This window comes from Micromonospora sp. NPDC048894 (assembly GCF_040649765.1).
Classification (GTDB): Bacteria; Actinomycetota; Actinomycetes; order Mycobacteriales; family Micromonosporaceae; genus Micromonospora; species Micromonospora antibiotica.
The window spans coordinates 200,763-213,631 of the sequence record NZ_JBEZFY010000006.1 but is presented as its reverse complement, the minus strand read 5'-3'; the positions used below and the strand labels follow the sequence as shown (position 1 = coordinate 213,631).

Sequence of the window (12,869 nt, the reverse complement as noted above, 5' to 3'; positions counted from 1 at the left end):
GGTAACCGGGCGCCGCCGCCTATCCTGGCCCCCGGGCGTCGACGAGGGGGAAACTGTGCTGGTCATCCACGGGGTGTGGCTGGTCGGGGCCGGTCTGGCGGTGTGGGCGGAGGATTCCACCCGCCCGACGCAGGTGCCGCGCCGCCCCGGCCGGGCCCCGCGCGAACGCCCCCACCCCTTCGCCGCCGAACCGGCCGCCCTGGGCGCGTTGTTCGGTGACCGCCCGGCCGACGCCGTGCTGCTCACCCTCCCCACCCGGGCCGGTGCGCCGCTGCACTCCCCGGAGCTGGTCCCGACCACCGTCGGGGAACCGGTCCGCGGCCCGGTCACCCTCGCCGCCTGGCGGACCCCCGCCCTCCGGTACGCCCCGGACGACGCGTTCGCCCTGCTGCGTACCCTCGACGGGCTCGACGCCGTGGTCGGGGCGGGCCTGCGGCACCTCGCGGAGCTTGCCGACTTCGCCGCCGACCTGGTGGCCCGCGGCCGGTTGCTGCCCGGTGTGGCCGACCGCCCGCCGGGGGAGGTGCCCCGGTCACCGGCGGGCCGGCGGGCGGGCGGCCGGTCGGTGCCGTCGGCGGGAGCGGCGGTCGGATGGGCGGTGTGGCGACCCCTGCTCACCGGCGCGGACGCCGCCTGGGCCCGGTCGTTGGCCCTGGCCCTGCCGCCGGCCACCCGGGCCGCCGTCGACACCCCCACGCCCACTTCCCGCTCCCGTTCCGGGTCACGCCGGCCGACCGGCCTGCGGTCCGAACCCGGGGAGGTGTCGCCCGGTTCCGGCACCACCACGGCGGCCCGACCCGGTGTCGACGTGCCGGCCGGGGCCTGGTCCGGTTCCGACGCGGTGGCGGGCGCGCGGTCCGGTATTGCCGTGGTCGGGTCGGCAGGTCTGGTCGCCGACGCGGTGGACCTGCTCACGGATGCCGCCGCCCGCCGGGTGCTGGCCGACACCGACCTGGTCCGGGGCGGTCGGCGCGACGGCGCGACGGCCGGTTGGCTGGCGGCCCTGACCGGCCCGCAGCGGCGTTTCACCGCCGAGCCCACCGCGTTGGCCACCCTCCGCACCGAGCTGGACGCCTGGCAGCGCGACGCGGTGGGCGGCCCGGTCCGGGCCAGTTTCCGGCTGGTCGAGCCGGCCGACGACGAGATCGTCGAAACCCTGACCGTGGTGCCGGCCGACCCGTCGACCGTCATCGGGCAGGGTGGACGGTGGCGGATCGAGTTCGGCCTCCAGGCCGCCGACGAGCCGGGCCTGCACGTGGCCGCCGGTGACATCTGGCGGACGCCGGAGCGGTTGCCGGCGCTCGCCGGCCGGTGGAACGACCCGCAGGAGACCCTGCTGGCCGAGCTGGGCCGGGCCGGGCGGCTCTGGCCGGAGCTGGACGAGGCGTTGCGCAGCCCCACCCCGGAGCAGTTGGAGTTGGACGTCGAGGGTGCGCACCGGTTCCTGCGTGACGGCGCACCGGTGCTGCACGCCGCCGGCTTCGGGGTGCTGCTGCCGTCGTGGTGGCGGCGGCCGTCGGCGCGGCTCGGCACCCGGTTGCGGGCCAGCAGCCGGACCGCCCCGGGCACCGTCGCCGCCACCTCCGGGGGGCTCGGGCTGGACGCGCTCGTCGACTACCGATGGGAGGTGGCGCTCGGTGACGAGACGGTCGACGCCGACGAGTTGGCCGCCCTGGCCGCGATGAAGACCCCGCTGGTGCGGCTGCGGGGCCGGTGGGTGGAGCTGGACCCGAAGCGGCTGGCCGCCGGCCTGCGGCTGCTGCGTTCCCCCGGCGAGCTGACCGTCGCCGACCTGCTCAAGATGGGTCTGACCGGGGCGGACGACCCGGAGGCGCTGCCGGTGCTTCAGGTGACCGCCGACGGGCCGCTCGGTGACCTGCTGGCCGGGCAGGCCGAACGGCGGCTCGTCCCGCTGGACCCGCCGCCCACCTTTCAGGGAACCCTGCGGCCCTACCAGCGGCGCGGGTTGGCCTGGCTGGCCTTCCTCCAGTCGTTGGGGCTCGGCGGGGTGCTCGCCGACGACATGGGGTTGGGCAAAACCGTGCAGCTGCTCGCCCTGCTCGCCGGGGACCGACCGGACGCCGGGCCGACCCTGCTGGTGTGCCCGATGTCGCTGGTCGGCAACTGGCAGCGGGAGGCGGCCCGGTTCACCCCCGGGTTGCGGGTGCACGTGCACCACGGCGCGGACCGGGCCCGGGGAGCGGAGTTCGAAGCTGCGGTGCACGCCGCCGACCTGGTGCTCACCACGTACTCGGTGGCGGCCCGGGACGCGGTCGCGTTGGCGTCGGTGGGCTGGCACCGGCTGGTTGTCGACGAGGCCCAGGCGATCAAGAACGCCGCCACCCGGCAGGCCGAGGCGGTCCGGGCGCTGCCCGCCCGGCACCGGGTCGCCGTCACCGGTACGCCGGTGGAGAACCGGCTGGCCGACCTCTGGTCGATCATGCAGTTCGCCAACCCCGGCCTGCTCGGCCCGGCCAGCAGCTTCCGACAGTCCTACGCGGTGCCGATCGAGCGGCACGGGGACGCCGACGCGGCGGCCCGGCTGCGCCGGATCACCGGCCCGTTCGTGCTGCGCCGGCTCAAGACCGACTCCTCGATCATCTCCGACCTGCCGGAGAAGCTGGAGATGGAGGTGGTCTGCAACCTCACCGCCGAGCAGGCGTCGCTCTACCGGGCGATCGTCGACGAGATGCTCGCGAAGATCGAGTCCAGCGACGGGATGGAACGGCGGGGCCTGGTGCTGGCCACCATGACCCGGCTCAAACAGGTCTGCAACCACCCCGCCCAACTGCTGCGCGACGGTTCACCGCTGGCCGCCCGCTCGGGCAAACTGCAACGGTTGGAGGAGATCGTCGACGAGGTGCTCGCGGCCGGCGAGAAAGCCCTGCTGTTCACCCAGTACGCCGAGTTCGGCGCGCTGTTGCGCGGCCACCTGTCGGCCCGCTTCGGTCGCGAGGTGCTCTACCTGCACGGCGGGGTGGGCAAGGCCGACCGGGACGACCTGGTCACCCGCTTCCAGTCCCCGGACGGACCGGCCCTGTTCGTACTCTCCCTCAAGGCCGGCGGTACCGGGCTCACCCTGACCGCCGCCAACCACGTCGTACACGTCGACCGGTGGTGGAACCCGGCGGTGGAGGACCAGGCCACCGACCGGGCGTTCCGGATCGGCCAACGGCGACGGGTGCAGGTCCGCAAGTTCGTGTGTGCCGGCACCGTCGAGGAGAAGGTGGCCGCGATGATCGCCGACAAGCGGGCCCTGGCCTCATCGGTCGTGGGCAGCGGCGAACAGTGGGTCACCGAGCTGTCCACCGGGCAGCTGCGGGAACTGTTCACGCTGGACGCCGGGGCGGTGGTCGAATGACCCCCCGGCGTGCCGGACCCCCCGCCGACGGCCCCGGCACGGCTGATCCTGACCCGGTCGGGTCGGGGCCGACTGGTCCGGCGGCGGAGGGCTCCGGGGTGGGGGGCGCGTTCGCCGACTTCGGCCCGCCGCGTCGGGTCGACGGCGGATTGCGGGCGCGCAGCACCCGGGGGGCGATCGGGGTCTCCTGGTGGTCCCGGCGGTTCCTGGAGGTGCTGGAGTCGTTCGCGCTCGGCACTCGACTCACCCGGGGCCGGGCGTACGCCCGCCGGGGGCAGGTGCTCCGGCTCGACGTGTCACCCGGGCGGGTCGAGGCGAGTGTGCAGGGTTCCCGCCCCCGGCCCTACCCGGTGGTCATCACCCTGCCGCCGTTTCCGGAGGCGCTCTGGGCCCGGGTCGAACGCGAGCTGGCCGGTCAGGCGTTCTTCAGCGCCCGGCTGCTCGCCGGTGACCTACCGGCCGAGTTGGAGGAGCTGTTCGCCGGTGCCGGTGCGCCGTTGTTCCCCGACTCGGTGGGGGAGCTGACCCAACGCTGCGGGTGCCCCGACTTCGCGGTGCCGTGCAAGCATCTCGCGGCGACGTTCTATCTGCTCGCCGAGGCGTTCGACGCCGACCCGTTCCAACTGTTGCACTGGCGGGGCCGCAGTCGCGACGCCCTGCTGGGCCGGCTCCGCTCCCTGCGCGCCGAGGCGGTCGGCCGGCCGCTGCCTGCCGGGGCGGTCGGGTCGTCTCCGCCCGCCGTCGTCGACCCTGCCGCCGGGCGGCAGGGGGTCGGATCGGCGAGCGGGCCGGCCGGTGTTCCGGTGTCGCGCGTACCGGACGGTGGGCCGGACGCCGGTACGCCCGATCGGACGTCGGGGCCCGGGTCGTCGGTGGTGGAAGGGGTGGCATCCGGGCCACCGAGCGCTGTGGCGGGGGCGGCCCGGGTGCTCGCCGACCTGCCCGACGCGCCGCTCACCGAGGCGGTGGACCGGTTCTGGCTGCCGCCGGTGCCGTTGCCGGACCGGCCGCCCATCCTGGCCACCGGTCCGGAACTGCTGCTGCGGCAACTCGGCTCGCCCGCTGCGACGATCGGCGGCCCCGGCCTGCTGGAACGCCTGCGCCGGGCCTACCAGGCCCTCGGCCCGTCCTGACCAGTGGTCCGCCCCGACCCGTGACGGTTCATGGTCGACACCAGTGGGGCGATGTCGGGGTGTCCCCGTCGCGTCGACCCCGCACCATCGCCACCCTGGTGTCGACCATGACGCGGGTCAACGCCAGCGGTGCCGGAAATGCCACATCAGGCCGGTGTTGGCTGCCACGAGCACGACGCACGCGGCACCGGCCGTCCGTCCGGCCACGACGGTCATCGCGGGCAGCGACGCCCACAGGATGACGGTCAGCAACATCAGCCAGCGTCCGCGCCGGGCCCGGACCCGATGGTCGAGTCTCGCGAAGAACTTCGGGTCGCTCTCCCGGAGCTGCCGGGTGATCTGTTCGAATCTGCGCTGATCCTCTTTGCTGAGCATGGCGGTGCCTTCCCCTCACGGCTGTCAGCGGTTCGGCGGCTTGTCAGCGGTTCGGCGGCTTACCCGCTCCGGCTGCGGGTCACGCCCTCCTGCTGCTGCTACTTTCGGTCCCACCCACCAGCCGAAGGGGACAGGCCGACCGAAGGCGCACCCGGCCGACCGAACGACGCAGAGCGGTCGACGGCACCGCGACAGACCGGCCGACACCGGGCCCGGCTGGCGGACGGGCGCGGCGAGGCTGCGGGTGGCCCGGCCCGGCCTGAGGGTGGGCGGGCCGGGTGAAACCGGGCTGCGGGGGCGTGCGGTGACTCTTCGCCCAGGCTTACCGGTGGCTTAAGTTTCGCTGTGCCGGTGAACGTCGGATGCGGTGACGCGTACCGCTGCGTCGTGACGGCAGGGCTGCCGACGGACACGTCGTCCCTGCTGGGGACGCCGCCGGCCGACCGGGGTGTGGCAGCCCGGCTGATCGGGGTGCTGAGCTGCGGCTTAAGTGCCCGCCGGGGCCGCCGCGACCCGCCTTGAAGGCGCCGCAACCCTTGGCTACCTTCCCCGCAACGACTCCTCCGGCAGCCGCCGCCGCACCCCTGCCCGCCCCTGGCCGCAGTGGTACGACGCATCGAAAGAAAACGGGACCGGTACATGGCCGACCAGAAGGTGCCACCGCGCCGACCGCACGCCACCGACGAGAGGCGTTCCGGCGCACCCTACGGCGAGCCGACCGCCGGACCCCCGCCGGTGTCCCGGGGACCACAGTGGGTGGGGCCCGAGGGGTTGGGTCGGCAGGCGTTCCACCAGCCGGCCGGCACCGGACTACCGCACCTGGACGACGACGGCGACGCCCGCGACCGGGTCGGCCGGCGGCGCGCACTGGTCGCGCTGGGCGGCACCGCCGCCGTGGTGGCCGGCGGCGCGGCGCTGGCGATGAGCCCCCAGGTGCGCGGCCTGTTCGGCGACGACGCCGCCGGGGACGCCACCGGCGTCACCGCCACCGACGGCACCCCGGCCCGCCCGAGCGGCCAGCAGCCCAGCACGGTACGCACCTACACCGAGCAGAACGAGAGCTACATGGGCTCCCGGGCCGGTGCGGCGCTGAAGAAGAACTCGCCCAGCGGGGGGCGTACCTTCTCCGGCCCGGCCGACGCGGCGGCGCAGACCCGGGTGACGGTGCAGACCGTGCTGGCCAAGGACCCGGTGCGGCACCTGGCCGGCCGGGCCACCTTCGGGGCCACCCCGAAGGTGCTCGCCGACATCAGGCGGATGGGCATCGACGCCTGGGTACGCCAGCAGCTCGACCCGGAGAAGATCGCGCCGAGCGCCGCCGAGCTGAAGCTCGCCGAGCTGCCCACCCTCAAACTGACCAGCCAGCAGCTACGCGACCAGCGGGAACAGCTCAACGCGCGGGGCGCGCAGCCGGAGCGGGAGATGGTCGACGGGACGCTGGCCCGGCAGATCTGGTCGGAACGGCAGCTGTACGAGGTGATGGTCGACTTCTGGAACGACTTCCTGCACGTCGCGGCGGACTTCGACGGCGGTGAGGCGTACCGGAACTCGTTCGATCGGGACGTGGTCCGCAAGCACGCCATGGGCAGCTATCCGGACATGCTGGTGGCGGCCAACAGGCACCCGGCGTTGCTGCTCTACCTCAACCAGAACGACTCCCGGGCCGACGCGGTCAACGAGAACCTGGCCCGGGAGAACCTGGAGCTGTACTCGGTCGGGGTCGACGGCGGCTACACCGAGAAGGACGTCCGGCAGGCCGCCCTGCTGCAGACCGGCCGGGGCGTCGACGACGGGCGGTACGTCTTCCGTCCCGAGCGGCACTACCGGGGCAAGGTGAAGATCCTCGGCTTCAGCCACCCCAACGACTCGACCGACCCGAAGAAGGCCGACCAGGTCATCGACGCGTACCTCACGTACCTCGCGCTGCACCCGTCGACCGCCAGGTACGTGGCCCGCAGCCTGGCCACCCGGTTCGTCTCGGACACCCCGCCGAAGTCCCTGGTGGACCGGCTCGCCAACATCTACACGGTCAACAGGGGCTCGGTGAAGCCGCTGCTGATGTCGCTGTTCAGCTCGTCGGAGTTCTGGGCGGCGGTCGGGCAGAAGGTGCGCCGACCGATGGAGTACCTGGTCGCCACGTACCGGACGCTGGGCGTCGGGCCGCAGGCCGGGCCGGGCTTCCGGCAGGGCGACAGCAAACGCACCGCCTTCGCCCAGGGGCTGCGCCAGATCCACGACAAGCTGCGCGAGCTGGGCCAGTACCCGATGGGCCAACCCACCCCCGACGGCTACCCGGACGTCTACGTCGCCTGGACGTCGGCCGGCACGATGGTCAACGGCTGGAACGAGGCCGCGGAGCTGATCGCCGGCCGTCGCACCCAGTTCACGTACACCCGGCCGGAGAAGCTGGTGGCGAAGCCGCCGACGACCGCCGGGGCGTACGTGGACGCGTTGGCCCTGCGGCTGGTGCACCAGAAGCTGTCGGCGCGGGAGCGCACCCTGATCCTCGGGGTGGCCGGGGTGTCCGCCACCGCACGGGTCGACGCCACGTTCAACGGGGCGATCGCCGCCGTCGCGCGGGCGATCCTCGCGTCCCCCCAGCACCACCTGCGGTGAGGCAGACGATGGACAAGCCGGTGACGCACCCGAGGGAGAAGACCGTGCCCGCGTTCCCCCTGCACCCCGAGTGCCCCGACCTGCGCCGCCTCGCCGACGACCCGACCGAGGCGCTGCTGCGGGCCGAGGCCGACGTCGTCGCCGCCGAGAACGCCGCCGAGGCCGACCGCTACCGCCGGCTGGAGGACCTGGAGGAGGCCCAGCAGGACGGGCGCGGGGTGACCCGGCGGACGTTCGTCGCCGGGGCCGCCGCCACCGCCACCACGCTGGCCACCGCCCAGTTCGTCACCACCTCCGCCTCGTTCGCGGCGACGAGGACCGGCACCCTGATCCACGTCTTCCTCTACGGCGGGCTCGACGGGCTCAGCCTGGTCGCCCCCGCCGACGACCCGGTGCTCGCCAAGGCCCGCCCCGACCTGCTGCTCGGCGGCGACTCGCTGGCCCTGGGCCGGGGCTTCACGCTGACCAGCGCGTTCGCCCCGTTGGAGAAGTGGCTCAGGGCCGGTCAGCTCGGTTTCGTCCCGGCGGTCTCCGACGAGCGGTTGTCGCGCAGCCACTTCCAGGCCGCCGACGCCTGCAACCTGGGTGGTCTGCCCAGCGAGACCGGCGGCCGGGGCTGGCTGGACAGCCTCGTCGACGCCCTCGGCAAGGGCACCGCGTTCCGCAGCGTCGGCATCGGCAGCACGCTGCCCCGCTCGCTGGTCGGCACCAACGGCGCGTTGTCGCTCAACAGCGTCGGCTCGCTGCGGCTCAACGGCGACGACCGCTACCGGGCGGCCACCGAGAAGGCGATCCGGGGCCTGTTCACCGGGATCAACCACCCCGTCGAGGAGGCGGTGATCGAGGGGATGGGCGCGTTGGCGACCGCCCAGCAGCTCGCCGCCAAGCCGTACCAGCCGGCGGAGGGCGTGACCTACCAGGGCGTCGGGTACGCCTTCCAGCAGCTCGCCCAGCTGATCAAGGGCGGGGCGAACGTCCGGGTCGCCACGGTCGGGATGGGCGGCTACGACACCCACGAGAACCAGGGCACCCGCCCCGGCGGTCAGCTGCACCGTCGGCTCGGCGAACTGGCCGGCGCGATGGCGGCGTTCTTCACCGACCTGGGCGACCGGGCCGCCGACGTCACGATCATGGTGTCCAGCGAGTTCGGCCGTCGGGTCGCCTCCAACGGCGGCGGCACCGACCACGGCCACGGCGGGGTGGTCACCATCCTGTCCGGGCGTCGGCTCGCCGGCTCGCTGCTCGGCAGGTGGGACGGATTGAGCGATCTGGACTCGGGAGACGTACCTGAGTACAACAACATGTTCGACGTCTACGGTGCGGTGGCGCAGGGCCGGTTCGGGCTGACCACCGCCCAGGTCGACAAGATCTTCCCAAGGAAGAAGTACACCCCGATGAAGCTCTACGCGTGACCTATCAGGACATGCACGCCGCCGGCCGTCGCACCGGGGACCCGTCCCGGTCCGGCGGCCGGTCGGCTGCGTCCGTACGCCCGCCGCCCGCCCTGCCACGACGGGGGTCGGCCGGTCGGCGGGTGGTGTCCGGGCTGTTCTGGGTGGGCCTGGTGGCCGCGGTGCTGCCGTGGTGGCTCGACACCCCGGCCGGTTCGCTGGCCGGCACCGCCGACGTGCTCACCGCCGCCGGTCGGGTCACCGGCCTGGTCGCCGGCTACCTGCTGCTGGTGCAGGTGCTGATGATGAGCCGGCTCGGGGTGCTGGAACGCGGGGTCGGCGGCGAGCGGCTGTCCCGGGTGCACCGGGACCTGGGCGCGACGCTGCTGGTGGCGGTGCTGGCCCACCTGTCGCTGCTGGTGGTCGGCTACGCGCGCACCCAGGGCAACCCGGTCACCGCCCAGGTGGGGGTGCTGCTGCGTGACTTCGACGACATGGTGTCCGCGTTCGTCGCGGCCGGCATCCTGGTGCTGGTCGGCTGCACCGGCATCCGGGCGGTCCGCCGGGCGGTGCCCTACGAACTCTGGTACCACCTGCACCTGACCAGCTACCTGGCGCTGCTGCTCGGTTTCGGCCACCAGTTCAGCAACGGTGCGCAGCTCTTCCCACCCGGCCCGGTACGCACCGGCTGGATCACCGGCTACCTGCTGGTCGCCGCCGCCCTGGTGTGGGGCCGGCTGGTCGCGCCGCTGCTGCTCAACCTGCGGCACCGGCTGCGGGTGGCCGACGTGGTGGCGGAGAGCCCCGACACGGTGTCGCTCTATCTGACCGGTCGTCGGCTCCAGCAACTCGACCTGCTCGGCGGGCAGTACCTGCGCTGGCGGTTCCTGACCCGGGGCTGCTGGTGGCAGTCACACCCGTTCTCGCTCTCCGCCGCCGCGAACGGCCGCTGGCTGCGGCTGACCGTCAAGGTGGTCGGCGGGCACACCGCCGACCTGCGCGACCTCGACCCCGGCACCCGGGTCTGGGTGGAGGGCCCGTCCGGCACGTTCACCGCCGCGCACCGGACCCGGGACCGGGCCCTGCTGATCGCCGGTGGCAGCGGCATCGGACCGCTGCGGGCGATGCTTGAGGAGTTGCCACCCGGCGCGGCCCTGATCTACCGGGCCCGCACCCCGGCCGACGTGCTGCTGCACCACGAGCTGGACTGGTTGGCCCAGGCCCGGCAGACGTCGGTCTGGTATGTCATCGGCTCCCGGGACGACCCCGGCCCCCGCCAGGTGATGAGCCCGGACGGGCTGCGCCGGCTGGTGCCCGACCTGATCCGCCGCGACGTGTACCTGTGCGGGCCGGAGGGGCTGGTCGAGTCGTCGATGCGGGTGCTCCGCCAGGCCGGTGTGCCCCGCCGGCAGATCCACCTCGCCCCGTTCGAGCTGTAGGAAGGCACCTGACATGCGTCGCGCGCTGCTCGCGATCACCGGGCTTGCCGCCGGCACCACCGCCCTGGTGGTGCTCAAGGGCGCACCGGACGCCCGCCAGGTCGCCCAGGACCTGCCGGCCGGTGCGCCGGGCGGCACCACTGCGGCCACACCCGGCGCGGCTCCGGAGCGGGCCGCCGCGAAACCCCGACCGACCGGCCGACCCGACACCACCGCGGCCCGCACCCCGGGGGCGGGCCGGACCGGCACCGGAGCCGGCCCACGCAGCACCCCGGCCGCCCCGAGGACCAGCGCCGCCGCGCCGAAGTCGACCACCCGCAAGGTCACCGGGCCGGTGGTCGTCACGGAGTTCGGCAACGTGCAGGTGCAGATCACCGTCACCGGCACGAAGATCGTCAACGCGGTGGCCCTGGAACTGCCCCAGGGCGGCCAGTCCGACCTGCGCAGCAACCGGGTCGACGACACCTACAGCGGCACCTCCGGCACCGTGGTACGCCAGCAGGACGCCAACCTGGACACCGTCTCCCAGGCGACCGCCACCAGCAACGGTTACCGGCAGTCGTTGCAGGCCGCCCTCGACCAGGTGCGCTGATGACCGCGCCGGTGACCCGGCCCGGCCTGCGCCGGGTCGAGCAGGTGATGGGTACGGCGATCAGCCTGGACCTCGCCGACGACCTGCCCGCCGCCACCCTGCGCGAGTTGGCCGACGACACGTTCCACTGGCTGCGCGAGGTCGACGCCCGGTTCACCACCTACGCCGAGGACAGCGAGGTGCGCCGCGTCGACCGGGGGGAGTTGCCGCTGTCCGGGGCGTCGGCGGACCTGCGGGCGGTGCTGGCCCGCTGCGCCGACCTGTGGGGCGACACCGACGGCTTCTTCGACGCGTACGCCACCGGGCGGCTGGACCCCTCCGGTTACGTGAAGGGCTGGGCGGCGCAGGTCGCCTCTGACCGGCTGGTGGCCGCCGGGGCGGTCGACCACTGCCTCAACGCCGGCGGTGACGTCCGGGTACGCGGGCACTCGTCGTCCGGGCGGCCGTGGCGGATCGGCGTCCGGCACCCCTGGGACGCGTACGCCACCTGCCTGGTGCTCACCGGCACCGATCTGGCGGTCGCCACCTCGGGCGTCTACGAGCGGGGCCACCACGTCGTCGATCCCCGGCGGGGCGGCCCGGCCCGGGGGCTGCGCTCGGTCACCGTGGTCGGCCCGGACCTGGGCGTCGCCGACGCGTACGCCACGGCGGCGGTGGCGATGGGCGTGGCCGGGATCGGCTGGCTCGACCGGCTGCCCGGCCACCTGCACGCGGTGGTCACCGACGACGGTCGGCTGCTGCGCTCCACCGCCCTGCCGCTGGCCGACTGACCGCCCGTGCCGAGTGTCACCAGGTCGGTGGACGACGCGCGCCGACGCACAGGTCGGCGGCCCGCAGTCCGGGGTGCTCCGGGCCGTGTGGGTTGCGGGCGTTCACCGGGCCGCGTGGGGTGCAAATTTTCACCCGGCCGGGCGCGGTGTGGGCTCTCACCCGAGCGTGCCCGGTGCGGGCGTTCACCGGGCTGTGCGGTGGGTGCCGGCCGGGCGGGAGCCGGTCGGCCGGGGGCGGCCGGGTCGGGAACCGGCGGGCCGGGTGTCCGACCAGTGTCGGGGCCGTCGCCGGTGGGGTGGTTCGGTGCCGCCGGTGTGCCGCATCTCGTCGTCCCTGGCCATGTCCTACCCCCGCTCCGGTGGCGCGTGCGCGCCGTCGTGGTGTGCAACGAGTCCGGCGTCGGCGGGGACGTTGGCGGGAACCCGACCCCGCCGACGCCCGTCCCGTCGCGCCCCGGCGGTCAGTGGCCGCGGCGGGGCAGCGGGAGCTGGCCGGGCAGCAGCTCCGGGGTCAGCGTCACCCCGTCGGCCCGCAACGCCCCGATCAAAGTGTTCTGCAACAGGTACGAGTCGGGCAGCTGCCAGCGGGCCTGCTCGGGGGCGACCGCCCAGCGCACCGGTCCCTCGGGCAGCCTGGTGGGGGGCGCGGGGATCCACGAGCCGGTGCCGTGCCGGACCACGTGGAAGCAGTGTTCCAGCTCGGGGCGCAGCGGGTCACCGGGGCGGACCAGGAACATCCACCGCCCGGTCGGGGTCACCACCACCGGACCCCGGGCCCCGGGGCCGGCGGGGTGGCCGGGCACGGCGTCGAGCAGCCGGCGGCCCAGGTGCGCCGACACCTCCAGCACGTCGAACGCCCGACCGGTGGGCAGCAGCACCCCGTGCGGGCGGCTGCGCCACCAGGTGGCCACCCGGGCCGGATCGGTGCTCGCCCCCCGTTCCCAGTTCTCCAGCGCGGGATGGCAGCCGACGGTGGGACAGCCGGCCCGGCCGCACACGAAGCGGCTGCGCGCCAAACAGGCGCCGGGGGTCACCTCCCAGCCGTGCACCGCGTACCGCACGGCGATCCGGCGCAGCCGGACCCGTTCGATCGGCGACAGCTGGGCGACCCGTGGCCCGACGTTCCCCCACATGTCCCGTGCTCTCCTCTGGCCTCGACCGGTCACCCGCCACCCCTCACGTCGAGCGCCGT

At 74.5% G+C, this 12,869-nt stretch carries 9 protein-coding genes; 7 read left to right on the top strand and 2 right to left on the bottom strand.

The window, feature by feature from the left end; all coding sequences use genetic code 11:
• Positions 1-55: 55 nt before the first annotated feature.
• Together AB0C22_RS15520 and AB0C22_RS15515 are read left to right on the top strand one after the other, a co-directional pair.
• A complete protein-coding gene (locus AB0C22_RS15520; RefSeq protein ID WP_357535484.1) occupies positions 56-3,361 on the top strand; it encodes a DEAD/DEAH box helicase in 3,306 nt (1,101 codons plus the stop codon).
• Positions 3,362-3,459: 98 nt separating this feature from the next.
• Positions 3,460-4,494: an SWIM zinc finger family protein gene (locus AB0C22_RS15515; RefSeq protein ID WP_308290870.1), complete on the top strand. Its 1,035-nt coding sequence runs from the start codon at positions 3,460-3,462 to the stop codon at positions 4,492-4,494.
• A gap of 117 nt (positions 4,495-4,611) precedes the next feature.
• On the opposite strand, the gene AB0C22_RS15510 is transcribed toward AB0C22_RS15515, so the two are convergent.
• Positions 4,612-4,869, bottom strand: coding sequence for a DUF3040 domain-containing protein (locus AB0C22_RS15510; RefSeq protein ID WP_208568800.1), 258 nt, complete (start codon positions 4,867-4,869; stop codon positions 4,612-4,614).
• Between the two features lie 639 nt (positions 4,870-5,508).
• Here AB0C22_RS15510 and AB0C22_RS15505 point away from each other — a divergent pair.
• From AB0C22_RS15505 to AB0C22_RS15485, 5 genes are read left to right on the top strand one after another with little or no spacing between them, the layout of a single operon-like run.
• The gene (locus AB0C22_RS15505; RefSeq protein ID WP_357535482.1) at positions 5,509-7,485 is read left to right on the top strand and encodes a DUF1800 domain-containing protein; all 1,977 of its coding nucleotides are present in this window, start codon (positions 5,509-5,511) and stop codon (positions 7,483-7,485) included.
• Between the two features lie 44 nt (positions 7,486-7,529).
• Complete coding sequence (locus AB0C22_RS15500) at positions 7,530-8,897, top strand: DUF1501 domain-containing protein (protein ID WP_357535480.1); 1,368 nt, start codon at positions 7,530-7,532, stop codon at positions 8,895-8,897.
• Positions 8,894-10,315: a ferric reductase-like transmembrane domain-containing protein gene (locus AB0C22_RS15495; protein WP_357535478.1), complete on the top strand. Its 1,422-nt coding sequence runs from the start codon at positions 8,894-8,896 to the stop codon at positions 10,313-10,315. Before AB0C22_RS15500 ends, AB0C22_RS15495 begins: the two co-directional genes overlap by 4 nt.
• Before the next feature lie 13 nt (positions 10,316-10,328).
• Entirely contained in the window at positions 10,329-10,907 is a 579-nt protein-coding gene (locus AB0C22_RS15490; RefSeq protein ID WP_219464094.1) for an FMN-binding protein, read from the top strand.
• Positions 10,908-10,954: 47 nt separating this feature from the next.
• Positions 10,955-11,677 (top strand): FAD:protein FMN transferase, encoded by a 723-nt coding sequence (locus AB0C22_RS15485; protein WP_357535753.1) that lies wholly within the window; start codon positions 10,955-10,957, stop codon positions 11,675-11,677.
• 461 nt (positions 11,678-12,138) lie between these two features.
• On the opposite strand, the gene AB0C22_RS15480 is transcribed toward AB0C22_RS15485, so the two are convergent.
• Positions 12,139-12,810, bottom strand: coding sequence for a bifunctional DNA primase/polymerase (locus AB0C22_RS15480; RefSeq protein ID WP_208568795.1), 672 nt, complete (start codon positions 12,808-12,810; stop codon positions 12,139-12,141).
• Positions 12,811-12,869 lie beyond the last annotated feature (59 nt).